General features: G+C 63.1%; 21 protein-coding genes. 12 read left to right on the top strand and 9 right to left on the bottom strand.

What is annotated here, in order from left to right; translation table 11 throughout:
* The first annotated feature begins 160 nt into the window (after positions 1–160).
* The 9 genes from LZC94_21025 to LZC94_21065 all read left to right on the top strand — a co-directional run bounded on the left by LZC94_21025 (position 161) and on the right by LZC94_21065 (position 6093).
* On the top strand, positions 161–484 hold the full coding sequence (locus tag LZC94_21025) for a hypothetical protein (GenBank protein WXB19695.1): 324 nt from the start codon (positions 161–163) through the stop codon (positions 482–484).
* 126 nt (positions 485–610) lie between these two features.
* Positions 611–1954 (top strand): DDE-type integrase/transposase/recombinase, encoded by a 1344-nt coding sequence (locus LZC94_21030; GenBank protein ID WXB19696.1) that lies wholly within the window; start codon positions 611–613, stop codon positions 1952–1954.
* Positions 1951–2763: an AAA family ATPase gene (locus LZC94_21035; GenBank protein WXB19697.1), complete on the top strand. Its 813-nt coding sequence runs from the start codon at positions 1951–1953 to the stop codon at positions 2761–2763. Before LZC94_21030 ends, LZC94_21035 begins: the two co-directional genes overlap by 4 nt.
* Positions 2760–2975 carry a hypothetical protein gene (locus tag LZC94_21040; protein WXB19698.1) on the top strand — a complete coding sequence of 72 codons (216 nt, stop codon included), beginning with the start codon at positions 2760–2762 and terminating at the stop codon, positions 2973–2975. The genes LZC94_21035 and LZC94_21040 overlap by 4 nt, the downstream gene beginning before the upstream one ends.
* A 111-nt stretch (positions 2976–3086) precedes the next feature.
* On the top strand, positions 3087–3383 hold the full coding sequence (locus LZC94_21045) for a transposase (GenBank protein WXB19699.1): 297 nt from the start codon (positions 3087–3089) through the stop codon (positions 3381–3383).
* Complete coding sequence (locus tag LZC94_21050; GenBank protein ID WXB19700.1) at positions 3380–3601, top strand: hypothetical protein; 222 nt, start codon at positions 3380–3382, stop codon at positions 3599–3601. Before LZC94_21045 ends, LZC94_21050 begins: the two co-directional genes overlap by 4 nt.
* Positions 3602–3664: 63 nt before the next feature.
* Positions 3665–4000 carry a hypothetical protein gene (locus tag LZC94_21055; protein WXB19701.1) on the top strand — a complete coding sequence of 112 codons (336 nt, stop codon included), beginning with the start codon at positions 3665–3667 and terminating at the stop codon, positions 3998–4000.
* On the top strand, positions 4000–4338 hold the full coding sequence (gene tnpB / locus LZC94_21060; protein ID WXB19702.1) for an IS66 family insertion sequence element accessory protein TnpB: 339 nt from the start codon (positions 4000–4002) through the stop codon (positions 4336–4338). The genes LZC94_21055 and tnpB (LZC94_21060) overlap by 1 nt, the downstream gene beginning before the upstream one ends.
* A gap of 216 nt (positions 4339–4554) precedes the next feature.
* Positions 4555–6093, top strand: coding sequence for an IS66 family transposase (locus LZC94_21065; GenBank protein ID WXB19703.1), 1539 nt, complete (start codon positions 4555–4557; stop codon positions 6091–6093).
* Between the two features lie 41 nt (positions 6094–6134).
* Here LZC94_21065 and LZC94_21070 read toward each other — a convergent pair whose 3' ends face one another.
* Positions 6135–6869: a hypothetical protein gene (locus LZC94_21070; GenBank protein ID WXB19704.1), complete on the bottom strand. Its 735-nt coding sequence runs from the start codon at positions 6867–6869 to the stop codon at positions 6135–6137.
* Positions 6870–7523: 654 nt separating this feature from the next.
* Here LZC94_21070 and LZC94_21075 point away from each other — a divergent pair.
* Positions 7524–8297, top strand: coding sequence for an AAA family ATPase (locus LZC94_21075; GenBank protein ID WXB19705.1), 774 nt, complete (start codon positions 7524–7526; stop codon positions 8295–8297).
* Between the two features lie 54 nt (positions 8298–8351).
* Here LZC94_21075 and LZC94_21080 read toward each other — a convergent pair whose 3' ends face one another.
* The 4 genes from LZC94_21080 to LZC94_21095 form a co-directional block, all read right to left on the bottom strand.
* Complete coding sequence (locus tag LZC94_21080; GenBank protein WXB19706.1) at positions 8352–8603, bottom strand: hypothetical protein; 252 nt, start codon at positions 8601–8603, stop codon at positions 8352–8354.
* Positions 8604–8615: 12 nt separating this feature from the next.
* Positions 8616–14282, bottom strand: a complete 5667-nt coding sequence (locus tag LZC94_21085) for a hypothetical protein (GenBank protein WXB19707.1) — start codon at positions 14280–14282, stop codon at positions 8616–8618.
* Positions 14283–14986: 704 nt separating this feature from the next.
* Positions 14987–15481 carry a hypothetical protein gene (locus tag LZC94_21090; GenBank protein ID WXB19708.1) on the bottom strand — a complete coding sequence of 165 codons (495 nt, stop codon included), beginning with the start codon at positions 15479–15481 and terminating at the stop codon, positions 14987–14989.
* Positions 15482–15602: 121 nt separating this feature from the next.
* A complete protein-coding gene (locus LZC94_21095; GenBank protein WXB19709.1) occupies positions 15603–17798 on the bottom strand; it encodes a hypothetical protein in 2196 nt (731 codons plus the stop codon).
* Positions 17799–18569: 771 nt separating this feature from the next.
* Here LZC94_21095 and LZC94_21100 point away from each other — a divergent pair.
* Together LZC94_21100 and tnpB (LZC94_21105) are read left to right on the top strand one after the other, a co-directional pair.
* A complete protein-coding gene (locus tag LZC94_21100) occupies positions 18570–18794 on the top strand; it encodes a hypothetical protein (protein WXB19710.1) in 225 nt (74 codons plus the stop codon).
* A gap of 126 nt (positions 18795–18920) precedes the next feature.
* Positions 18921–19598, top strand: coding sequence for an IS66 family insertion sequence element accessory protein TnpB (gene tnpB, locus LZC94_21105; GenBank protein WXB19711.1), 678 nt, complete (start codon positions 18921–18923; stop codon positions 19596–19598).
* 185 nt (positions 19599–19783) lie between these two features.
* Here tnpB (LZC94_21105) and LZC94_21110 read toward each other — a convergent pair whose 3' ends face one another.
* The 4 genes from LZC94_21110 to LZC94_21125 all read right to left on the bottom strand — a co-directional run bounded on the left by LZC94_21110 (position 19784) and on the right by LZC94_21125 (position 23134).
* Positions 19784–20563: a hypothetical protein gene (locus tag LZC94_21110; protein ID WXB19712.1), complete on the bottom strand. Its 780-nt coding sequence runs from the start codon at positions 20561–20563 to the stop codon at positions 19784–19786.
* A 334-nt stretch (positions 20564–20897) separates the two neighbouring features.
* The gene (locus tag LZC94_21115; GenBank protein WXB19713.1) at positions 20898–21413 is read right to left on the bottom strand and encodes an HD domain-containing protein; all 516 of its coding nucleotides are present in this window, start codon (positions 21411–21413) and stop codon (positions 20898–20900) included.
* A 171-nt stretch (positions 21414–21584) separates the two neighbouring features.
* On the bottom strand, positions 21585–21866 hold the full coding sequence (locus LZC94_21120) for a hypothetical protein (protein ID WXB19714.1): 282 nt from the start codon (positions 21864–21866) through the stop codon (positions 21585–21587).
* Between the two features lie 350 nt (positions 21867–22216).
* A complete protein-coding gene (locus LZC94_21125; GenBank protein ID WXB19715.1) occupies positions 22217–23134 on the bottom strand; it encodes a hypothetical protein in 918 nt (305 codons plus the stop codon).
* Between the last annotated feature and the right edge of the window lie 1910 nt (positions 23135–25044).

A 25044-nucleotide genomic window follows, 5' to 3' on the forward strand; every position in this document is an offset into this window, starting at 1 on the left:
GGTGGGGGGATTGCTCGGTCTCTGGGGGCATGGGCTTCGGGCTCGGCAAGTCCGCGGGCCGACAGAGCCCGAGGCAGCTCCGACGATGAGCGTCGTGCGGGTACGGCGTTACCAGTGTCGGCGCTGCAAAGCGACGATCACCGTGTTGCCTCGAGGAGCCGTGGCGCGTCGGCATTACAGCGCGGGGGCCATCGCCCTGGCGTGCGCGCTCTACGGCATGCTCGGCGCGACGCTTTCGGACACGCGCAGGCGGACGAGCCCCTGGCGTAGCGCCGAAGCAGGGTGGCCGACGCTCCGACGATGGCTCCAGGCCGTCGAGCGGCGCGTCCTGTTTCGCGTCGTACGGCCGTGGCCACGCGAAGCGCTGTTGCGGGCGCGAGCCGAGCGCGTCGCGGCCACGCTCGTCGCGTTCGCGCCCTTACCCCACCTCGTCTCGATCGAGGCGAGGGCGTTCGAGGGGGCCGCCTTCGCGGGGCGCGATTGACCCTCTGCCTCCAAGTGCAAGCCCGCGCCCCACCGCGTTGGATCGTCGCGCGCTGCGATCGAGTGCGCTCCATTCCCGTAGGCGCTCGGGCGTAGGGTCGTCCGGCGCAGAAATGGTGTATACTGCATGCAATCGCTCACTCCCAAAGATCACGCCGAGGCGGTCGCGCTTTATCGAAGTGAGATCGTAGGCTCCCTCACGCGCCGCGAGCTCGATCGCGGCCAGTTGGCCGAGGCGCTCACCGAGCTTTCTCAGCAGCGCTTTCGTCCACCACGAGGCCACTCGTCGCGCACCTACTCGGTCGCGACACTCGAGCGTTGGTACTACGCGTACAAGGAAGGAGGCCTCGAAGCGCTGCGTCCGCAGGCCCGTTGCGACCGTGGTCGGGGGCGCGAGATGCCCGTCGCCCTGCGCGAGCTTTTGGTCGACATTCGCCACGAGCATCCGTCGGCATCGGTGCCGCTCATCCTGCAGACGCTCGGAGCCGACGGGCGCCTCGAGCCGGGCACCGTCAGCGCGTCGACGGTGCGCCGTTTCTTCGCCGAGCGCGGGCTCGACAAGGCATCGCTGCGCGCCGGCGGTACGCGCGGCAAGATGCGGTTGCGTTGGCAGGCCGAGCATCCGGGCGCCCTCTGGCAGGGGGATGTCTGCCATGGCGCGCCGCTCGTCCATTCGTCCGGCTCGACGACTGTGCGCATCCACGCGCTCATGGATGATGCGTCTCGCTACGTCATTGCACTTGAAGCCATGACCTACGAGCGCGAGATCGACATGCTGTCGGTCTTCGTACGCGCCGTGCGCAAGCATGGTCCCCCCGACGCCATGTACCTCGACAACGGCGCCACCTACCGCGGCGAGACGCTCTCTCTCTCGTGCGCCCGTATGGGCACCACGCTGGTGCATTCCAAGCCGTACGATGCCCCGGCTCGCGGCAAGATCGAGCGCTTCTGGCGTACGTTGCGCGAAGGGTGCCTCGATCACATAGGCTCGCTCACCTCGCTCCACGCCCTCAACGTCCGGCTCTGGGCGTGGCTCGATGAGCACTACCACAAGACCCCTCACGGCGCGCTGATGGGCAAAACGCCGCTCGAAGTCTTCACCGCCGCTGCAAGCGAGCCCGATCCCTTCGACGAAAGAAAGCTACGCGCTGCACTCACCGTCCACGCCCGTCGTCGCGTCCGTCGCGACAACACCATCGCAATGGATGGCGTGGACTGGGAGACCGATCTGCACTTTCTTGCCGGCCAACTCGTCTCCGTCTCGCGCTGCCTGGTCGATCCGAGCGAGCCGCCATTCATCGACCACGAAGGCAAGCGCTTCGTCCTGCACCCGGTCGACCCCGTGCGAAACGCAACGCGTCCGCGCTCGGCACAAAACCTCGACGAGCCTCACGTTGCACGTGTCGCATTCGACCCATCGCGCGCGCTGCTCGACAAGGCGCTCGGCAGAAAGCCGGAGGGATCGCGATGAGCCCCGAGACGCTCTCCCACTTCGGTTTGAATCAAGAGCCATTTTCCAAGGAGATCGACGACGCGGATCTATGGCTGCCCCCCAGCAAGCACGCCGTCCTCGACGAGCTCACCGACGCGGTGCACGCTCGAAAAAGCGCCGTCCTCACCGGCGAGCCGGGCGCCGGAAAAACCTGCCTCTTGCGCGCGTTGCGGCACGCGCTCAAGGCCGACACCTTCCGTCTGACCTATTGCCACAACGTTACGCTCGGCCGGCGCGATTTCTATCGCCAGCTATGTCTCGCCCTCGGCGTTCCCCGTGGTGCCACTGCTGGTGATGTCTTCTTGTCCGTGAGTACCCACGTCGAGGAGCTCGCCAAAGAGCGCGTCTTCCCCGTCTTCCTCGTCGACGAGGCGCACCTGCTTCATCAGGACACGCTCGACCATCTCCACATCTTGCTCAATTACGCATGGGACAGTCGCGCACTGTTGTCGCTGCTGCTGGTCGGGTTACCCGATCTCGACGACCGACTGCGCCTACGGCGCAATCGGTCGCTCTATTCGCGATTACACCACCGCGTTTCCATCGGGTCGCTCACCGCCGACGATACGGCCGATTACGTCCGCATGCGAGTCACCCGCGCCGGCGGACCGAAAGATCTCTTCGCCCCCGACGCCGTCGCCATGCTCCACGAGGCGGCCGCCGGCAGCCTGCGCGACACCGATCGCATCGCCACCGCCGCTCTGCGCTTGGCAGTCCGGCGCAAACGCAAGACCATCGAACGCGAGCTCCTCGCCCGCGTCCTTCACGCCGAAGGAATTGCCACATGAATCGCGTGACCCTCGAAGCGGCCGCCCTGCGCGTCGCCATCACCCTCGTCCGGCGTACGCTCCGCGACGTCTACCTTCCAGGCGACGACGCCTTCGAGCCTCACCAACGTGACGTAGGCCGGGTACTCGAGTTGCTCGACCAACTCGAGATCGCGCTGCTCCGCCTCGACATCGCCCTGGACCGCGACCGCATCGGCTCGCAGCCCTTCTGACGCAGACCGCCCGCCACCGCGCCGTCTGCGTGATGCCCATCATTTAGCCGGCGCGGAACGACATCAAATTAAAGGCGTGGCAACAATGCGAAGATGGCCAGGGAGTGTCTCATGGCGAAACGGAAACGAAGGACGTTCACACCTGAATTCAAGGCGGAGGCGGTGCGGCTTTGCAAGGCCGGTGACCGCACGATCGGACAGGTTGCCGCCGATCTCGATCTTACCGAGACCGCACTGCGTTACTGGGTGAAACAAGCAGAGATCGACACAGGCAAAGGACTGCCGGGGGCGCTCACGAGCGGTGAGCGAGAAGAGCTCGTGGAGCTTCGCAAGCAGGTGAAACGGCTGGAACTGGAACGCGCCATCCTAAAATCAGCGGCCACCTTCTTCGCGAAGGAGAGCAAATGAAGTTCGCTTTTATCGCGGCGAAGGAGGTGGCCTTTCCCGTCCAGGCCATGTGCTCGGTGCTCGGGGTGTCACGAAGCGGCTACTACGCGTGGCGCAAGCGGCCTGTCGCGGCACGTCGGAAGGACGACGCGCGCCTTGCCGTCGAGATCGCGGCGGTACACGCTCGATGCCGGTACACCTATGGCAGTCCAGTATCCGTCCTGCGGAGCGCGTCGTGACGAGGGGCCGAAGCGGCAGCAAACTCGCGATGCATGAGGAAGCGAGCGAAGAGGCCGGAGTGGGTGAGGCGAATCGCGGCGTGGGAGGCCAGCGGGGAGAGCGCGGGCGAATATGCGAAGAAGCACGGGTGGAATCCACGGACGTTGGTGTGGTGGAAGAGGAAGATCGCGCGACCCGAAGCGAGCACCGAAGTCGGCAAGGGATTTGTCGAGGTTGTGCCGTCGCGCAAGGCCCCCGCACCCGAGGTGCCTATTGCGACGACCGCTGCAGCGCGCGGGACATCCTCGCCTTATGACAGCATCGAAGTGGTTCTTCGCTCGGGTCGGATACTTCGTGTGCAGACGGGGGCCAACGTCACCGTACTTCGCGCGTTGATCGGCGTATTGGAGGAGAGCTGATGTTCTCGGCGAATGTCCGCATCTTTGTGAGCGTCGAGCGGGTCGACCTTCGCATCAGTTTCGATCGGCTCGCGGGGATTGTGCGCGAGCGTTTCGGTGACGATCCGCGAGGAGGTTCGCTCTTCGTGTTTCTCAACAAGGCGACCGACAGGTGCAAAGTCTTATTCTACGACCGCACCGGATATGCGCTTCTATACAAGCGCCTTGATCAGGGGGTATTCGTCGCGCCGCCGCGCACCGAGGGCGCCTCGCGTATGGAAATGAGTCCCGAGGCGTTTTCCCGATTTCTCGAAGGACTCGCCGTCGAAGGTAAGAAAAAGAATAGCAGCGTACACTGAATACATATCGCATGATGCGATATCGTGATATGCACGACGTTCTCGATGCATCGAGCCGTGTCGCCCGTCACGCCCCCCAATGCCAGCATCGCGGCCGCTCTCGTTGCGGCGCTGGCCCAAGGAGCGTCCTCGGATGCGGTGTCGAGGCTTGTGGCTGAGGATAGAGAGCTTCGCGAGCAAAACGCACGGTTACGTGCCGAAAGTGAATCGCAACGCGTGCGCATCGATGCCCTCGAGGCGCAGGTGGCATGGCTCTCGAAGCAGCTTTTCGGCGTCAAACGCGAGCGCTTGCCGGCAAGCACGTTGCAGGTGCTGCTCGATGCGACGATTCTCGCATCGAGTGGCAGTGAGCCATCGCCGGCCCCGGCCGAGCCCGAAAAGCCCAACGCGGCGCAGCCACTGGCCGGCCCCGATCGCGTGACCCCGTCGCCTCCGAGCGGTGTCCGAAAGCGCCGTACTCCACATGGGCGCGGGCAGCTTCCCGAGCACCTGCCCGTGGAAACCGTGGACATTTCGCCCGGCGAAACTCCTGAGGGAGCCCGCTACATCGGTGAGGAGGTCTCTTACCGATTGGCGTTCCGTAAGTCCGGGTATACACGATTGCGTGTGGTCCGGAAAAAGTTCGCCCAAGACAATGACGATGCCTCGGTCGCCGTGCACATCGAGCCCGTGCCCGACGAGATGATTCCGCGCGCGTTGCCCGATCCTGCGATGCTCGCCCACACGATTCACTCGAAATGGGGCGATCAGATCCCGTACACGCGCCTGTCGAAGATCATCGCCCGGCATGGTGTGCGTGTGCCCGTTTCCACGTTGAGCGCGTGGGAAAAGCTCGCCGAGCCGGTGGCGCGCCTCGTCGTCGATGCGGCTTGGGAACACGCGTTGGCTCAGTGCCAGGTCATCGGCATCGATGCGACGGGGGTGCGCGTGATGGCAAGCCCCCACGATCGAAGAGCTCACATCTGGGTGCTCCTTGCCGATCGGGCGCAGGTCTTTTTTCGCTATTCCGCGCTGCACACGAGCGACATGCCGAAAAGCTGGCTCGAAGAATTTGGCGGTATCGTCGTCGCAGACGCCTCCAGTGTGTACGACGAATTGTTTCGCGCTCCCGGCGCGCCGAAAGAGGCCGGCTGTATGGCACACTGCCGGCGCAAGTATTTCTTTGCTTTGCCCACCGACACGCGGGCGCGCGGTTTCGTCGAGCTTGCCGACGAGCTGTTCACCATCGAGAGGGACATCGCGCACCTTTCGCCCGACGCACGCCTTTTGATTCGAAAAGAGCGCTCTGCACCGCTGGTCGAGATTTTCGCCAGGGCCCGCGATTGCCTGCTCGACGACCCCAGCGTGGATCCACGCGGGCCTTTCTCCCGCGCCCTTCGGTACAGCCACAATCATTGGGAGGCGCTCACGCGATTTTTGGTGAACGGGAGCATTCCACTTTCCAACAATGACGTTGAACGCGAAATTCGACATGTGGCGATCGGACGGAAAAATTGGATGCACCTGGGCTCCGACGACGCCGCGGAAGTGGCCTGCACATGGCTTTCGCTCATCGCATCCGCGCGCCACGCCGGACTCGATTCCGAGGAATACTTGCGCGACCTGTTTCGTGTCCTGCCGAGTTGGCCCAAACGACGCGTCGTCGAACTTGCCCCCATGAACTGGCTCGCCACGCGCGCCCGCCTCCTCCCCCACGAGCTCGAGGCTCCTCTCGGGAAGATCACCATCCCCCCGCAGCTCGGCGAGTCCCCATAGTAGCGCTGCGCTCGATAGCTCCGTCATTCGCACCGCCAAATCTAGGCCGCCTGCTCGACGGAATCACGACGCGGTTGGCAGGAGGGATACTTGATCTCTGGGTCGTATCGATCGGGGCCGCTGACAGCGCTGCGAAGTTGGTCGGGAACGATCACTTCGGGCACGCCGCCGATATATTCGAGCGCACGCATGGTCGAGGCGATGAAATCCGCTTTCTTCTGGGAGCGCGAGGCTTCAGCGTAGGTATAATTACTTGCGCCGAGCACGGCGACGAAAAGCTCGACCACGGTGACCTCACCGCTCTCCGGGTCGACGATGCACGGTTTCTTTCCGGAATAATCCACGAAGAGTTTCTCTCCGGCGCGATGCACTTGGCGCATCGATAGTGCGAGCGTCTTTTGCCACGCGTTGTATAGGTCACAGAATTGGCTGTACTGGTAGGGTCGGCTGCCATCGGCGCGCTCGATGACGGCGTGCTGGTACTCCGCGCACAGGAGTTGGAGTGTGACTCCCGGCTTTCGGAGCTCGGTATGAACCCATTGGAAATCGATCGGCGCGCGGAGCAATGGCTCGTTTCGACCGACAAGCCGGAACAGGCGCGCCTCAACCTCGGCATCCGTCATCGAACGCGCCTCGGGCCAGGTGAGGCCGCACGCCGCGGCGCGTTTCAAGTAGTCGCCGACCGAACCTTTCGAGAGTCCTGTCGATGCCTGGATCTCGCGTTGCGAGCAGCCAACTTCGAATCGTAAACGAAGAACTTCACGGACCTTGCGCATCGTGTGTCGCTCCGACATCCGTGCGTTGTCGCCCCTTTTCCAAGGTGACAACCACGAACCGCGTGACGACCACCTACCTCGTCGCTCACAGCCCGTGCGCCCGCCTCGTGCCCGGAACTTCGTGCCCAGGTCACGCGGAACGTGCGCCCAAGTGCTCCGGAATCAGTGCCCAAGTGCTCCGGAACGAGTGCCCAAGCCTTGGAATCGGTGCCCAAGTGCTCCGAACCGGTGCCCAAGTCCGGGCGGAATCAGCGCCCAGGTAGCGTCAGAATTGGTGCCCACGTCGGAGCGGAATACGCATTTTGGGACGAGCGGAGCTCGGGAGCCACCATCGCCTACCCTGAACCCGTTGGCCACCACGCCGGCCATGACCCGAGCGTCCTCTTCATCGTCGCATCCGGCATCGGGCAATTCTCCTGTCGTTTCAGAACCCGCCCCTCGCGCACGGTTGCCCAGTCCTCGCGACGACCGCAGAGACTCTCAGCATGCAGCTTCATGCGCAGCGGCTGCCCCGAGGACAGCACGCACGTGTGTGGCGCCTCCCACCCCGCGCGAAAGCGTGCTGCACCTCGACGTCGCGGAGAGCCTTCGACTCACCGCCGAACGCGCGCGCATGGCGTGGCCGAGAATGCTCTTCTCGGCTAACCTCACCGGGTGCCTTCCGAGAACGATTCTCAGGGATTCATCTTACGAGTCCAAGTCCTTCGCGATCGAATTCCCGACGCCTCCACGTATCCTTTCAGCATCCCTGCGCTCGCCGGCTTGACGAGCCTAGAGCTTCATCCGCAGGTGACCTACGTCGTCGGAGAGAATGGGTCGGGAAAGTCGACGCTTCTGGAGGGAATCGCTGCTGCCGCAGGCTTCAATCCCGAAGGGGGAAGCCCCAACTTTCAGTTCTCGACGCGCAGCTCCGAATCCCCGCTTCATCACGCGCTTCGTCTCGTCCGCTCCTCCCGTCGCCCACGGACTGGATTCTTTCTGCGCGCCGAGAGTTTTTTCAACCTCGCGACGAACATCGAAGAACTCGACAGGGTTCAAGCGTCCGCACCACCGATCATAAATTCCTATGGGCGACGCTCGCTCCACGAGCAGTCCCATGGCGAATCGTTCATTGCTCTGGCAACGCGTCGATTCGGTGCTCAAGGGCTCTACATTTTGGACGAGCCCGAGGCCGCGCTCTCGCCACTTCGCCAGCTCGGCATGCTCTCGCGCATGCAGGAGCTCGTGGAGCGTGGGTCGCAGTTCATTATCGCGACCCACGCTCCCCTCCTTCTCGCGTATCCCAGTGCATGGATCTATGAATTGAGCGAAGAAGGAATTCGACGGACATCCTATGATGAGACTGGAACTGTCCGGGTGACGCGCGACTTCCTCGCGGACCCAAACGGCACGCTTCGCAAGCTCCTCAAGTCCCCCCCCAGAGGGTAGGCTCCCGCGGAGAAGCTCGATCTGCCCTCCCCGCGGAGCAAGCCTCGTGTGCTGCTATTTCTGACGTTGCGCGATGCTACGTTTCACGACATCGTGCAGCTCCTCGGGGGCCAGATCGATGTACTCCTCGTAAACGGGTAGCTGCAATCGCTCGAACAGTTGCCAAATGATGGGCGCCACGGCGGAACGATAGGCTTCGAATTCGGCCTGCGTTCCATTGCTCTCGACGAAACGAAGCGCTTTGTTCAATCGGATGTCGCAGTCTACTGCGGCTCGAACGATTTCCTCTGCAATAGTGCGATCCATTTCAATTCTCCATCAGCAACCGTTGTTGAATTTACACTCCGCAACACATTTGTGAAATGGGGACGATTGCAAGTCACTATCCCTTCTTCCATTGAGATGGAACGAGCAGTCAGCGATGCACATGTTCGCCACTTGCATGCAGTCGGGCCCCTCCTTCGACTGGGTTTCCGGATTATCCGACCTCATCGTGAGCGCGATTCCGACACATACCCCGATGGCGACTCCCAGCGGACCACCAAGGCTTCCAACCGCACCGCCACTGACTCCTCCCCAGACCCACGGCGGCGCGAGGACGATCGGATTGTTCCCGCTGGGGTCGACCTTGTTGAGCGGGTCCCCCCCAACGTATGCGTAAAGGTTCGTATCACCGGCGCCAAACCGCAGCGGATCCTTTTGGAGCCACGTGCCGGTCTCCGGATCGTATTCACGCGCCCCAAAGTGCGCGAGCCCGGTGTCCGGATCGTACATCCCCCCTGCAAAGCCGAAGGGTTGAAATCCCACGCTACTGTCACTGACAATCCTTCCCCAAGCGTCGTAATCAAGTACCTGTGCGGCGGCCGTGCTCGTACCCGAGTTCACGACAAGCCGAACGCTGCCAAGATGATCGGAGACGAGCGCATACGTCACGCCATCGCGCACCATGGCATCGGGCACATTGCGGCCCCGGGCGTAGATGAACCGAGTGATCACTTTACCGGTCGCGTCGACCTCCGCCACGGGTTGAAGCTCGCTGCGGTAGAGCCAGCGATGCGTGATCGTCCCATTGCGGCTTCGCACGATGCGTCGACCAAGAGCGTCGAGCTGGTACTCGATGCGCACCCCGGACGGGAGCTCCACGGCAACTAGATTCCCTCGACCATCGTACGAATATTTCGCAACGCCCGCGGGAGTGGTTTTGGTTGCGCGTTCACCGCGCGGTGTGTACGTGAAGGTTGCATCGCCACGGCGCGTAAGGCGATCTTGTTCATCGACCTGTACTCCACCGTCGGTACGATTGCCGTTCGCATCGAAGGTGAAGACCGCTTGTTCAACGCCATTCTTGGTGACGCGCGCAAGCCGATTGGCCCCATCGTAGCTGTAGCCCCAGACCACACCGTTTTCTCGCTTCTCAACGAGCTGGCCACGAGTGTTGTAGGTGTAAGCAATGTCCAAAGAGGCACCGGCGCCGCTCGCCTTGTAGGTCGCCACCTCCCCGTGTGGCGTATACGTGTAGGTCTCGGAGAAGCGCCCCACCGTGCGTTTGGACAAGAGCCCCGAGGCAACCTCTCTCGATAGCGAGACGGGACCAAGGCCGGTGCCGAGACCGTCCGCGTCATACGAGTAAGTCAACGAGGAGCCGCCGCCCGAAACGGCTTCCGTCTTGGTTCGCAGGAGCCCGTCGTACGTCCAGGAGATGGCGCCTGGAGCGTTGCCCGTGGACGTTATGCTCGTCACGAGAGTGCCATCGTAAACCATTTGGATGGCTGAGCTCCCGGGACCGGTGAACGAGACCGCTTTACCCGTGGTGGTATCGTACCCGGTCACGACATTGCCGCTCGCGAAACGTAGCTTGGTACGACGGCCCGCGCTGTCGCGCTCGAGTACCGTCTGCGCTCCGTCCTCGTGCGTGATCGATCCAAGCGCGCGATCACCGTCGTACGCGGTGGACAGGAGTTGTGCCCCCGGGGCACCGTAGGATGCTTCGAGCCCGTCTTTGCCGTACGTCATCGTGTGCGCGGGCTTGCCGGGAGGTGTCAGCGCAATCACGTTATCGAGCGCATTGTACCCGAACGTCGTGCGAGCGCCATTCGCTTGCGTTGACGCGATGACACGCAGTACGGGATCGTGCTCGAACGAGACGATGGGTCCCAAAGCATCGGCGATGCTCTTGAGCGCTCCCGAGTTGACGTCGTACCCATAGGTGACACGTCGGTCGTCACGGACGATCTGGGCGGTGTGACCACGGTCATCGTAGACAACATCGACAGGAGCACGGCCGGGAGCCTCCATGCGTGCCAAGCGTCCGTCGGCATCGAGCATGGCGCGCACTTGTCGCCCAGCCGCGCTGGTATTGGTCCACGTGCGCGTTGCCACGTCGTAGGTCGAGCTCGACGCACCATCCGCCGTCGTGTGGGTGCCGTCGAGTCCGACGAATGCTCCGTCTGTGTCGAAGCGTGCAGACCAATTCGTATCGATGGTCCGTTTGAGACCGCTCGGCAGCGTGGTCACCTCGTGCGAAACATACGGCGCCTGCATGCCGAAGCGTGGATCTGCCGACACGACGGTATCCACCTTCGTCCCATCGGGCAATGTCACGTGCGCCCCGCGATCCGGATCCGTCGTCAGCACGGTCTTGGTGCCGTCCTCGTGCGTCACGCTACGCGCATCCCCCACGTCGCGCCCGCCCGAGGCCGAATGCAGACGCGTTCGCCCGAGCCCCGTGGTGATGCGCGTCTGCAATGGGGACGAGCTCTCGCGCGAGAGGGTCCACGTCGCGTTCTCGGCGTTGGCGTCGCTCAAGAGATTTCCGAGCCCATCGTATCCCATCGCGTGCACGCCGCCACCCGCATCGATACGCTGCGTGAGCAGGCCGCCGGCCCCGTACGAGAACTTCTCTTCACGACCGAGGGGGTCGGTCACCTTGGCGAGGTACCCGTTGGCATCGTAAGCCAAGGACGTTGTCTGCGAGAACGGTGCGACGATCGACGTTGCCCTCCCATTCGCGTCGTAGCCGATCACGGTCGCGTTGTGGTGGTTGTCCTCGATTCGCGCGAGTTTCCCCGCACCATTGTACGAAAGGCGAAGCTTCACGGCATTCGTGAGCGCATCGAGGGTCCGAAGGTGGCGACCGTTCGTATCGAAAACGTAGATCTCCCCCCCGTCGCTGCTCACAACCAATTTTTCGCCATTCGTTGTCGTAGGAACGACCGGGTGCAAGCGCAAGATGACGCTGTCCGCGAATTCGGATGTGTAGAGATCCCCATTGGGGGCCAGCACCAGCGCCGACGGAACGGTGTTCGCGACACGGCGAGCCGGTTGCCCGATGGCTCCACTCATCGTCGGGATGTCCCCGCCCCCGGCGAAGGTCGAAATGCGACCGTGATAAACGCGACGAATGCGGCCTCCGTCGGAGATGTAGAGGGTACCCTCTCCGTCCACGGCCAGTGCGCCCGGAAACTCGAGCCTGGCGAGGCGCGCATCGCCTCCATCGCCCGTGGAGCCTCTCTCCCCGATGCCTGCGACCGTCATGACGATCCCGCGCGGATCGATTCGCCGCACCCGATTGTCGATGGTTCCACCGCGCTCGGAAACGTAGACGGCACCATCGGGATCCACCGCGATGCCGGTGACATTGTTGAAGTTCGCGCGCAAGGCGAGCGCATTCTCGCCACGATCGGTCCCTCCTCCCGCCACCTTCCGCACGTAACCGCCGGGTTCGAGCTGCAGGACGATGTTGTCCACCGCCTGAAGAACGTACATGCTCCCATCGGGCCCGAATGCGAGATCCGTCGGCCGGGGAACGTTGGCTTGCGTGGCCAGTACGCCGGCAACGTTGACGATCTCCGTTCCGCCACCGAGCTCGGTTTGGATGATGCCGTTCTTGGTGACGCATCGCACTCGGTCCTGATACTGGACGCTAAAGCACACCGCGCCGTCGAAGGGACGGATGGCAATGGATGTTGGCGCGGAAATGTCGGCGGCCGTCGCGGGCCCGCCGTCCCCCGAAAATCCGTCGACCCCCGTGCCGGCGAAAGTCGTGATGGTCCCATTGGGGGCAACCTTGCGAACTCGGTTGTTGGTAGCGTCGGCGATGTAGAGCGTCCCGTCGGCGGCGCGCGCAAGACCCCAGGGATAGTTCAATGTCGCGGCTGTCGCGGGACCATCGTCGCCACCGTATCCAGGGGTGAAGTCCCCGGCGATATGTTCAATCACGGCTTGCGGATCGGGCTCATTTTGCCGTCCGTCGCCGAAGTAAAGGACGCCGTTGGTCGAATCGTAGTTTTGGAGTGCGGTGACCGTCCACCCGCCGAATCCGAGCCCCTCCTGCGGAAACGTACCGATGTTCATCTCGTAGGTGCGCCAGAACGTAAACTCACGACGCGCCGGATTCTCGGTAATGGGTCCCCCAACGTCGGTCCACGTGCCGAACGAAGGTGTTGTCGTATAGGAGCTCTCGTAGACGAGCCCCACGCGAACGTACGCGCGTGTTCGCCCCGGCCAAGCGCGCCCATAGGCGTCCTTGCCGTCCCACACGAAGGTGTGGGTCATGTTCGGCGTGAGCGTGTCGTACGTCTTGGTCGTCCGAACACCCAACACGGCGATTTCCACTTGGGCGCGCTTGGCGGACGCGGGAACCGTCGCGTCCGTGATGGGGATCGTCAAGGTCGAAGATTCGGTGTGCCCCGCCACCCGCTCCGAGCTGTACTGAAGTGCCACCTCGGTACCCACCACCGGGATCCGCTCGGTGAGCAGCCGCGATTCACAATGGATGGTCGAGCCGGCCGGCACGGTATCCTTTGGGGGGACGCACCCCGTCGACGTTCGGTCCGGTCCCGGAGGAGACGCTTTGGCGTCGGGCGATGGAGTCGACCCCCAGTTGAAGTCGTACGTGGAAAAGTGCTTCAACGGAACACGGAAGAAGCTTTTCCCGACGGGAGCGACGGGCGCGCTCGCGTCGATCTCGGCCTGGGTGATCCCGAGCGCCGCCAGCACGGTTGCACTATCGGCCTTGCCGTCACCGTCCGTGTCGTACCCACGTTTCCCGTTGGGTGCGTTCACCACGGCCAGAACACGGCCTGATTCGCTTACCTTCCACGCATCCATCTCGGGCGCGAACGCGCCGGAGGGCACGAGGGTCCCGATCTTCATGGACAGAAAGTTGTCGACGTACGCGATGACGGCCTTATCGAAGGACACTTCGCGAGCGTTCTTCGCTTCATCGAAGCCGAAATCCGAAGCATACGTGTATGCGCTCGCGGGAGGCAGCGCCCCCGGCATGGCCTCGTCGCCCAAGTCGCCGCGCGTGTACTCGGTCACGCGGAAGGTACCCGATGCGAGCGGTGCGGTCGTGCCGTCGGCCTTCGTCACGGTCGCGTGTACACCGGGCGGAAAGAGGACGTGCGTCACCCGGGCTGCCGCGTCATCGGCCGCCGAGGTCTCCCCGCTGGCGAGTTGCCAGGTGCTCCCACCGTTGAATTGAACGGCGGTTGTCTTCGCGCTCGAGCCGAGAAGGACGATGTCGTCCAGGTTTCGAAAGCGCTTGAGACCGGGTGTAAGGCCTCTCTGCGCCTCGATTTTTCCGGTCGCCGCGTAGCGCAGAAAGATACGCTCGCCGCCGTTTACCACGAAGTCGTACCAGCCTTCCGCGTTGGTCAGGGTTTGCCCGTACTCCGGATGGCCCGGCGCGACGACCTTGGCACCCGCAATCGGTTGGCCACCGCCATCGAGTACCCTTCCCCGAATGACCGCCTCACGCGACGGATCGATGGCCGCTTCTGCGACGCCCAATTGCCGCGCGTGCGGGCCGGAATAGATGAACCGCATCGCCTCGTGAAAGTTCACGGGCTTGGTGGGGTCGATGGGTGGGGCTTCGTAGCTCCCCGTCGCTTCCCCACTGCTGCACCCACCAAATGAGGGGATCACGACGACGACGAACAGACCGAGCGCCGACAGAAATCTCGAAGAGAGGCCTTGATGCATCGACGATCCTTCGCGTGATTGGACGTCGGAACTAGAATACGGCTCACCGACATCGGCGATGTCAGCACGCTTACTCTATCCGACTATCGGCGCATGGACGCGTTATCCATGCTAGCCAGTCGCGCAGATTGCACGATGGTAGTGACCAATGCAATGCCAGATTGCATCGTTCGCTGGCTGCATACGCAACGTCGTCAATTCGTAACACGGCAATCAACAATCAAATTTGTCTGAGTGACATCTACTTTTAACGAAACAAATTTGGCTCTCGGCCGATGCTCGGTTCCGCCCGTTGGTAGCCAATCGGGTCACCAGTGCATGGTCGAATACGACCATGCAACCTCCACGAAACGCGGGTAGTGCCGGGGAGAGCCTCCCACAGCAGGCTACCCGCACCGGCGACCTGCGCCTCAAGACACGCTTCGGGCACCACCGACTGCTATTAACACGACTGCGCCGGATCCCGCGCACGAGACATCGCGGTAGCCAGCGGGCGCTCGTGCGCGCAATGGGGAGGCGATGGGTGGCAAAGGAGTCTGAGAAGTGGCGTTCAGATCGCGAGGGTGCGCGGACGAGCGGAATGGTGCCGTCCGGCCTCGGGGGAAATGTTGCACACGCTCTCCGGCAATGAAGGCATAGCAGCAGAGGGCGACCGACACGTGATGATGCTCCCCGCACTCGCTGAATGACTCACGTCGTCGCGTTCACCCGGCGGGCGCGGGAAGGGCCTTGGGCGCTTCGGGCGGCTCACTCACATCGTCGTTGATCGCCTCTCGAATCACGCGCTCGGTGAGCTCGTTCAGGTGCGCATCGAGCTCCCCGGCGAGCGCCTGAAACTGTGGCCATAATGTTCGATTGTGGAATGTTTGCGGGGCACGGACTTGCACAGTGGTACTGCGACGGCCCGCTTCCCGGAACGGTTTGAGCCCGTAGCGCCGGCAGAGAGCGACGAACAGACGTCGCTTCCACGGATCGGGCATTCGGTACAAGAGTTCCACCTCTTGCTCGCGCCTGCGCAACTCCGCGAGCCGCTCGCGAATACGCTCCGCAGCGCGCCGCGCCGCCTCCCGTTCCCCGTCGACCTTCGTCCCCGCGTGCAGTGCTTCAATCTTCCGCAGCTTCTCGAGCAGTGTCCCTTCCAATGGCAACATGCCGCCCAGCCAAGCACGCCCGAATCTCGGCGTCAGCCCCCAATCCACAATACGGCGTCGGCCTGATCGAGATGCAGGCGCGACGCCAAGGCCACGTAGGATCGAGCCTGTTCGTCGAGAAACTCCGACACGGCAAGGCAAGTCCCGACGCGATTCGGGATGAGAAGCGTTACCGCTTCCATTGCCAGTGGGCGATGCCGACGGAGGGGGCGAGGGTGGGACCGGTGCCGGTCGTGGCGAGGTGGAGGCCGGAGAACCAGAGGCCGTCGACGGTGTGGGCGATCGCGGAGACGTTGGTGGCACCGATGCCGCCTTGCCAGGGAGTGAAGGTGGTGCCGTCGTAGAGGAAGACGTTGCGTGGGCCGGTGAGGGGGTTGACCTCGGGGAGGATCGATCCGGCGATCAGGAGACGGGAGCCCTGGGCAAAGAGGGCTTTGATTTGATGTTGCGCGCGTTCGGCAGGACGAGGGAGGCCGCGTTCGGGGGTGGCAATGTCTGTCCAGGTGGAGCCGTTCCATTGGCCGAGGGCGATGCGGGGTGCGCTCTCGTCGACGGCTGGTTCGGTGGCGGCGTACAGGGTGTTCGGTGCCCATGCGAGGGCGGCCACGGCGTGGGTGAGCCCTTCGCCGAGCGCCTGCCAAGTGGTGCCGTCGAAACGGGCGATGCGTGAGGCGGGCTTCGTGCCCACGTGCTTGAACGCGCCGCCAACGATGACAGCACCTGTGGGCTCGAAGTCGATGCTGAAGACCATCGAGTCAAAGCCGGATTCGACCACGGTGAAGTGGTCGTCGTCCCATCGGGCGACGAAGCCGGAGCCGGCGGATTCGCCTGTGCGCTCGCCGCCGAGGACCCAGAGGCGTCCGTTGGGATCGGTGCGGATTTCCCAGGCCACTCCGCGGACCGCGAGCGCGCCGAGGCGAATCCACTGATCGCCGTCGAGCTTGAGGATCACCGATGCGCGACCTTGATTGCAACCGAGAAAGACGCCGCTGGAAGGATGGGCGGCGATGCGCGAACAATGGAGGTCGGAAGGCGTAGGGCCGCCGACGGCGGTCCATCCGTCGTCGTAGCGAAAGACTCCGTAAGAACCATCTGGGGTTTGGCGGCTGGGCACGTCGCCCGCGTGGCTGATGGCACCGAGGACGTAGGCCTTGTTGCCTGGTCCGCTGACCACGGCGTCGGCGGAGCCCCAGAGGCCTCGCTCGGTCTTGCCTTGAGGAACCCAGCGCTGGTCGTGGTGCACCATGATGCTCTGCGATCTTTGTCCGGCGATCCCTGGGAACCAGCCGCCGACGAAGAGGCGCTCGCCGTCGCTGAAGAGGCGTTGGAATCGTACGTCCCACAGGGTGAAGCCGCTTATTTCGTTGCCGCACGTGCCGAATTGGAACCAGGCCATGGACGCGTGTGCCGTGCCATCGTCGAGGCTCTCCCATGCGGCGCCCGTCCATCGGGCGATGGACGCAGCGCGTACCGCGGGGCTGCCTGCTCCGTTGAAGCAACCGGCCGCGTAGATGCTTCCTTTGTGCGCGATGGCGTGGGCCACCACCGGCTGGGCGCCGTGAGACAAGCCGCCGCCGACGGGTTCCCAGGCAGTACCGGTCCAGCGAAGGAGGCCACCTTCGAGGTTGCCGCCGACGAGCAAATCGCCCTTTGGATCGCGGAGCACTGTGTACGCGCGACCTGGCAAGTCGAGCGAATACGCGCGCCACGAGGTGCCGTTCCACTCGGCGACGCGGTGCGCTTCGATGCCGCCGATATGCATGAATCCACCGGCGACGAGCAGGTTGTCGCCCTGGGCCACGAGTTGGTAGACCGCGCCGTCGACCGCGCCGCCCGGGGGGGCGGTCCACATGGCGCCATCCCAAACCGCTAGCGATTGCACCCCGCCGTCCGTCATCCTGAAGAGACCGGCGGCCCAGAGTTTTCCTTTGAACCAGGTGAGCGAACGGATGGTGCCTCGGAAGTGCCCGATCGCGCTCAGGCCGGCGGATGTCTCGAGCCAAATCTCTTGCTCGGCCACCCCTCCGAGCGGGCCGCTGTACGTGCTCAATGCCAGCTCGCCTCGAGGTCCGAACGCGACCGCCGAAAAACCCGTCTCCGGCACGGGACGCGACCATGCGCCGTGCGCCGGCTTCCATTCGTCATGATCGTACGCCGCGAAGTGGTCGACTTGCGTTTTGCCGAACCACTTGACCCCCCCGACGGCAACGACGCGGCCATCTTTGTCTTTGGCAAAGTCGAAGACCTCGGGGGCGATGCCAAGCGCACCGCTGAAGCCCGCGATGGTCACGCGTGGATTCCACTCTCCGGCGCGGGTGAGCGGGTCGGGTTTGGCCTCGTTCGCGTCGCCCGGCGCGTCCGCCACGGCGTCCGAACCTGCATCCGGGCCCGGAGATGCATCGTGGGGCCCCGGAGATCCGCCCGAGGAACTGCATGCCGCAATGACGACACCGCAGACAGCGGCCGCCACGATGGCGCGTAGATTACATAAAGGAATCACGATTATTTGTCCTTCCAGAGCGCGCAGTCGCGAGCGGGTTTGCTTTTCGCGTGCCGCAAGGTTCGCGTGCCGCAAGGCCCGTGCCTCGCCGCACGCGGCCACGTCGATCGCGAGAATCGCAGCGGGCGGATCATGATCGAGCGAATGCGACGCGCGGGCCGATAGCGTCAGCACGATCGTATCTGGCGCAGCACGGCACATGGCTTCCGCGCTAAACAATGAAATGTCGATAGCTGCGCCGCCATGAGCCCTATTGTCAAAACGCTGCCACATGACGTTCGTGGACGCGTCGTCGCGGCCTCGCCTTGATGAGTCTGTCCTCGGTTCGCTCGCCCGCCGTGTCCTCGTTAAAGAGCCTCGCCGCTCAAACGAAGTACAGGGCTGCTCGTAGAGAACCCATGAAAGGGCTCGTTCGACCGCAGGCGCGATGAAACGGTTGTCGCATGGTCACGAGGAAACTGAGGATGAACCTGTCGACGTTATCTTTGCCCCGAGCCCCCGAGCGTTCCACTGGAACGGGACCAGCTGGAGCGCTGCGTCCGCCGAGGGTGGCGCAATCTGGGACGCCGCGGCCAACGACGTCTGGATGATCAACGCAAGCAAGATCGAGCACTGGGATGGCACGGCTGGAGCTCGGTGCCAAACCCCACGAGCCCCAAGGTGATCGACGACGTGTGGGGCAGCGGACCTCGGAACATCTGGGCCGTCGGCCAGGATGGACGGATGCTTCATTACGATGGTGCCACGTGGAGCGTGCGGGAAAGCGGCACGGCGCACCATCTCAGCGCCGTGCGCGGCCACGGCGATCACGTCTTCGTGGACGGCCGCAAAGGCGCGATCGCATATCCGCCGCGATCTTAAATAAGACTTTGCACCTATCCGTTCCCTTGTTGAGGAAAACGAAAGCGAGCCACCACGCGGATCTTCCCCGAAACGCTCGCGTACGATGCCCCTCGGACGATTGCTGACAGTGGTGGACGAAGAGTCGTGCTGAGCCTTCCTCCGAGCGTGCGCATCTTCGTGGCTACGCAGCCGGTCGATGGTCGCAAAGGACTCGACAGCCTCGCGCTCATCGTCCGTAGCGTCTTCGAGCACGACCCTCTGAGCGGGCATCTTTATGTATTTTTCTCCCGCCGATGCGATCGCGTGCGTATCTTGTATTGGGACCGCCATGGCTTCGCAATGTGGATGAAGCGTCTCGAGCGCGGTCGATTTCACGCCAGATTTGGCGAAGACGGTGAGCTCTCGGTCAATGCGATCGAAGCTGCGGAATTGGGCTTGATTCTCGAAGGGATCGATCTGCCGGCGCGCGACGTCGTCCTCGTTGGGAGCCCCGGTCCAAAAAGCTCACCGTCGTGCGTGTCGCCTGAGTTTTCAGCAGCGCTCCGTCGTCCGATAAACGATGCGCCCGACGACGATCACTTCACCCTACGCGCCCGATATCGAGAAGGTGCGCGCGTGGCTCGAGGAGATGATCGCCGCGCTCCGCTTCATCGAGATCGTCGCCGCGATCCTTACGCTCATCACGCGCATGCGCGACGTCAACACCGAGCTGGTGACGAAGCTCGCTCACTTGAAGCGCAGGCGCCCGCCGTCGGAGACGCTGCAGCGGCTCGAGCGTCAGCTCGCACTGCCGCTCTTCAGCGTCGCGCTCCCGCGACGTAAGCGCGGACAGCACTCCAACGATCGGAGTCGGCATCCCGGGCGAGGACGGCTGCCCGCGCGTCTCGAGCGCGTCGTCGTCGACAACGAAGTCCCCGCCGCACAGCGCATCTGTCCACAGTGCGGCACGATGATGTCGACGGTGAGCTTCTCGTGCTGCGAGATGCTCGACGTCGTCCCCGCACGCATCATCGTCGTGCAGCGAAGAGACGAGACGGTCGCATGCCCCAATGACGACATGATTGTTTCCGCGTCGCCCCCCGCAGATCGTCGAGCGAGGAAAGCTCGGTGACACGCTGCTCGTCGAAGCCCTCGCCGACAAATACATCGAGCACATGCCGATCGAGCGACAGTGCACGCGCTTCGCTCGCGCAGGCATCGACGTTGCGCCGCAGACGCTCGGTCGCGGCGTCGCCGCTGCCATCGATCTCCTCGCGCCCGTCGCTCGGGTGATCGAGCAGCAGACGCGGGCCCCCGGCCTGCTCGGCACCGACTCCTCTGCGATCCCCATCCTGGATCCGACGACGCCCGAGGGCATTCGTTCGGCGGCGATGTGGTGTTGGACCAACGCGCGATGGATCACGTTCTTTTATTCGCCGCGCGGCGACTCGGAGAGTGTAAAACGATTCCTCGGTGACGACCTCGCGCGCACCGTGCAGTGCGACGGCACCAGCGTCACGACGTTCCTCAAGCGCGCGGGCGGCAAGCGGCCGGGCTGCTGGAGCCACGGAGGGAAACGCTTCGTCGAAGCCGCGCGCTCTGGCGATCGACTCGCGCTCGACGGACTTCGCCTTATCGCGCGCATCTTCGCGGTCGAGCGCGCGGCCACTCTCGCCGGCGACACCGCCCAAGAGCGGCGCGCACGACGAGACCAGCACACACGGCCCATTCTCGACGAGCTGCGCGCATGGCTCGACGACAGACGCGCCGACATCCCGCCCAAGTCGCCAGGGGATACTGTTCAGCATCCTCGCTGCTCTGAAACTTCCGACGATTGTGTAGCTGCCGCTATTGTTGCTCGCGAAGGCTCGAAAGAGACGGATACGCATGTTTACACGAGGGGTAATGAAGGCCGAAGGGTGGCGAGGCCGAAGCCGGGCGTGCGAGCGCATCCCGGATCCGCCGCGGGGCTGGTTGCCCCTGGGCGAGCCTTTATCGCTGTCAACCGCCATTGTATCGGTGCCCGTCACCGTCACCCGCCTCCATTTTGCAACGCCGCAACTTTGATGGGGCGTCCAGCGAGAGCCGGCGTCACCACAAATGCGCGGCGAATACCGGCGCTCCAGCAAGCCCGCCCGTCGCTCATCGCGGGAGCGAGGAGAACGCAGGCGCCTGGCTACGCGCGAGGCGATCGCTTCCTTCATCGGCGATGGCTTCGAAGCAGGTATCGAGATCCACGAAGATACTCCAGCGGTCTGCCTGGGTCCGCCGTGCGACCTCGTCGATGATGGCCGTTTCGAGAACCGGCCGCCGAACACCCTTCCAGAGCGCATCGGCGAGGGCGACGAGCTTCTCCTCGACCGAGCACGACGCGTGCTCCCACGCCGCATGGGATACGCAGGTATGAGCGACATGGCGCTCGACGCCGTGGGCCAAGAGCAACGCCTCACCCGCGCTCTCGTGCGACTTACCCGGTGCGTCGAGTTCGGATGGGTGCACGATCTTGCCCGCGTCGTGCAGAACCGCACCGGCCAAGACCCACGACTCATCCACGACAAAGCCGACCTGTCGCAGCTTCAAAAGGAGCACCTCCGCGGCTTCCGCGACGAGAAGTCCGTGGGCGATGAGCCGATACGGCGCGCCGAGTGCTTCGAGCACGGCGCGCGCATCTTGCACGGATCGAATGGGAGCGCGTGGACGCACGGAACCGTCGACCATGCAGCTCACTCTAGGAAACGAGAACGAATCGGCCAGCGGAAATGTTCGCTATTTTGTCAATCGATATGTGTGACGAGAATGGTCCCACGCGGTTTTCGTCAACAGGGGGTGCTACGTGCGCCCTGCCCTACAGTAGGCGACCGAGTTCACGTCGGATTTGCGAGGCCGGCCAGGCCTACGGCGGCCGGCGGTCGGCCGACCCGGCTTCTGCTCGACGTGATCGTGAAGGAAGTTGTCGATCGACGAGGAGAAGTCCTTGACGACGCCGGTGGCATAAACATCGGCAAGCTGACGAACGACCGCATGAAATTTTCTTGATATGCCGACCCAATAATCACGCATACGCAATGCGCAACCAAATGATTGCAATTCCGCGTCGATGAATAAGAGCACCGTCTCCGCTTGGCCTCGAGCTGCGTTCGACCACCGTGCGCACGGCGTCCGTAAGCCTATTGGCTTTCTCTGCGGTGCCGTTGGCGACGGGCGCGCCGTTCTCGATGAGCCGCTTTGGCGCGCCAAGCGAGGAAATTCGGGCAGCTCTCGATGTGCGGTCGAGCGCGCGCGAGAAGGATCCGGAATGGTTCGAGCGGTGGCGCAAAGGAGGGCTCGGAAACATTGCCGCGCACGATCTATCGAGGGTGTCGCTCTTCGACGAGGCGGAGTTCGTTCACTCGGTTACGTGCGGTATCGCCGACGCGCCAGGCCTCGGATATTCTCGGGACCAATTCAGCGCAAGGCCTGATTTAATTGAGCTCGCATACGTGATCCCAACATGACATGCCCTCAGGACAACTGAAGGGATCTTCATAACACGATATTGGAGCCGGCCCGATTCCGTAAAGAAATACAGCACCGTTCGTATCATCCAATGTCAAGTCCCAGTCGCCGGTATTGCTGCCCTTGCAGTGAGGGTAGTGCATGACGGACTGCGCATCGTATGTGGTGAGCTTACGAAAAAAACCATCTTCCTTGCACTCGCCTTCCGGTTTCGCTTCGGGGCGAATGTGCTCGTGGCGAAACCCGAGTACGTGCCCAAGCTCATGCTCTAGGACACCGAAAAGGCTTATTGGCCCAGCCGGGTCAGGTAGTGCACTATCATCGATGAGGATCTCGCGCGCCTGGCGCGGGTCGTCCGGGAAGAATGCGCGCGCCCAATATGGTTGGCCAGAGACGCGCCGGACATTGAACACCACGTTATAGTTATTCGTCGTACAATTGTAATCGTGATCGTATCTGTAGATGAAGCTGAAATTTGCAAACGTGTTCTCCCACACAACGTGCGCGCCGGTGATATGTTCGACAACCCGGTTGTAGTGCTCTCCAAAGGACACCGCATTCACACAATACGTTATTCTTCGTTTCTCATTGTCATCCCATTTGCTATCTTGGCCGGGGCCGCCGCCCGACCAGTTGCCCACAATGAGCGCGCCTTCATGAGATGTCGTGCGGTCGTAATACGCACGCAATTTATCCTCGTTGGCGATAGGTATATCTCCGTCGACGATGTAGATTCCCGTATCTGGCTCCTGGTAAATGGTTCGTTTGAACTCGTCGAAGCTAATTCTGCGATTCGTGGTGCCAAGGTTTTCGCGGAATTTGGGCGAATTTTCGCAACCCATCAACGAGAGGACCACTGCAGCGAAAACGACGGCATGATGCATTCCCCTTCGGTCTTTCATAGAACCCTCCGCGTTCGATGGCTGCAAACACCATGCCATTGGCGTGACAAAGAGGCTTCGTGCGAGACGCTATCCAAAATCGAAGCAGGGGGGGTTCCTGTCCTGTGTCGAGAGCGTACCAGTTTGCTGTATCAGTGTACCGTCGTTGTACCATGAGCGTACTGCGTATTCCGCGTCCGTCGGCGCACTGGGCACTCACGTCTCGTCGCCATCCTCCGCCTCGAGCGCGTCGTCTTCGTCCCTTTCAAATTCTCCGGACGCCGGGAAACGCACCTGCTCACGGGATACCCTTAATGCCGACCGTCAGCACTGCGGTTTTGACCTCGGGCATCGTCGCCGCGTGGATGCGATATTTGACTTCTAAACCTTTCGGGATGGTTTCGGGCCGCTCGAACCATGCTTCAAAGGCGGGTAGATTTCAGGCACCCGTGACGATGGCGGCAAGCTCCGTCTCCCCATAAATCAATTTGGAACGAAAGGGCTCGGTTGGACGTGGGGTGTCGGGCCCTTGGCCTATTGCCTGCGCGCGGCCTTTTCGTACCGATTCACCGCAATCGATGACGGCGGTACGAAAATCGGCGTTCGAACGGCGCCTTGGGAACCCCGGGCGAAATTCTCGACGTCGAGACGGCCTTGCTCGCTCGGGTTGATGCCTCGAAGCTCAGAGCAACGCCGTCGTCGAAGAGCGCCACAGCTTCGGGCCATTCGTCACACGCACCAAACTAGTCGCCGCCATCCCCGCCCCCTCCGTCTCCGCCATCGCCACCGTCCGAGTCACCGTCTCCGAAATCGCCGAAATCGCCGAAATCGAGGCTCCAGCCGTCATCATCTCCTCGCCACCCTCCGTGACCATTCCGGAAATATCGATGGTAGTCCGCCGGGTCGAAATGAAGAGGAGGAGGAAAATCGTCGAACGGCCGGCGGCACTTTTCCAGCCATTTTGCGACGGCTTGGAACTCGTTTCGATCGAACCACGTACCGTGTTGGTCGCAGAGGTCGATCTCGATGGTGGTCTGGTCAACCGTGATTCGCCGCAGATGAGAAGCGCAAACGGGGCACTTTGGGTGAGGGACCGACGGCGGAAACGGGAGGAGAACGACGAGAGGCCAGGTCCGCGAGCTCGATCGCGTCGGTCTCGAGCCGCTCGAACATTCGCTTGGCCAGGTCGTTTCCAACCCAAAGGCCGCCGCAAATACCGCAACCGTGGAGGGTCACGGAGCCGCGCGTACCGTGATAGAGGGGCCGCCCTTCGCAGTGCGGACAGATGAGCGTTTTGGAGATCGGTCACGGCAGGATCGTACGCAAACGTGATGGGGCGGCAAGGGCGCACTTCCGCGCGCTGCGGGCTCGGGTTCCACGCAACTTCGCCAACGACGACGGGGTACCCGAGGCGCTCTTTGCCGCTCGGCGGAATGATGCTCACCTTCCCAGACATCGGACAGCGGCCGCCCTTTCGACTCTTCCTCCTCGACGCTCGGCTTTCGGTGCCCCGATGAGAAGTCGGCCTTTTGCATCTTCGTCCCGTACGTTCGAAGGGTCGATGGTGTGAGAAAGCGCGGCCGAGATCGCCTGTGTGATAGCTTCGCAGCGAGCGGCGCACTGCAATCGACGGCTGTCGGTGCCGAAGGATGGAAGCGACCGAGTACAGGTCGATGGCCGCATCGAGCTGCCACATGTCCCTCGCCTACTCTGGCCGAGTTGCAGCGCTCCGCGCGCGCCTGTGCGGACGGCAGCCGGAAGGCACCGTTACCAAGTGGATCTTCGAGTGAGCTCCGAGCTCCACGGCGGTACGATCACGGTCGCGCGACGGAGAGGGAGAGAGAAAGAGAGACGCGGCACGGAATTCGTCGTCTCTTTGCCGGTATCGTCGTCGCCGACCTCGCGGGCCGTTC

The sequence above is a fragment of the Sorangiineae bacterium MSr11954 genome (assembly GCA_037157815.1).
Lineage (GTDB): Bacteria > Myxococcota_A > Polyangia > Polyangiales > Polyangiaceae > Pendulispora > Pendulispora albinea.

Excerpts from the sequence above, each read along its gene's own strand:
- LZC94_21070 (WXB19704.1), bottom strand. The coding sequence starts at position 6,869 with ATGCGCAAGGTCCGTGAAGTTCTTCGTTTACGATTCGAAGTTGGCTGC.
- LZC94_21110 (WXB19712.1), bottom strand. The coding sequence starts at position 20,563 with ATGCTGAACAGTATCCCCTGGCGACTTGGGCGGGATGTCGGCGCGTCT.
- LZC94_21050 (WXB19700.1), top strand. The coding sequence starts at position 3,380 with ATGAAGTTCGCTTTTATCGCGGCGAAGGAGGTGGCCTTTCCCGTCCAG.
- LZC94_21030 (WXB19696.1), top strand. The coding sequence starts at position 611 with ATGCAATCGCTCACTCCCAAAGATCACGCCGAGGCGGTCGCGCTTTAT.
- LZC94_21080 (WXB19706.1), bottom strand. The coding sequence starts at position 8,603 with ATGGATCGCACTATTGCAGAGGAAATCGTTCGAGCCGCAGTAGACTGC.
- tnpB (WXB19702.1), top strand. The coding sequence starts at position 4,000 with ATGTTCTCGGCGAATGTCCGCATCTTTGTGAGCGTCGAGCGGGTCGAC.
- LZC94_21125 (WXB19715.1), bottom strand. The coding sequence starts at position 23,134 with ATGCATCATGCCGTCGTTTTCGCTGCAGTGGTCCTCTCGTTGATGGGT.
- LZC94_21035 (WXB19697.1), top strand. The coding sequence starts at position 1,951 with ATGAGCCCCGAGACGCTCTCCCACTTCGGTTTGAATCAAGAGCCATTT.
- LZC94_21040 (WXB19698.1), top strand. The coding sequence starts at position 2,760 with ATGAATCGCGTGACCCTCGAAGCGGCCGCCCTGCGCGTCGCCATCACC.
- LZC94_21045 (WXB19699.1), top strand. The coding sequence starts at position 3,087 with ATGGCGAAACGGAAACGAAGGACGTTCACACCTGAATTCAAGGCGGAG.
- LZC94_21085 (WXB19707.1), bottom strand. The coding sequence starts at position 14,282 with ATGCATCAAGGCCTCTCTTCGAGATTTCTGTCGGCGCTCGGTCTGTTC.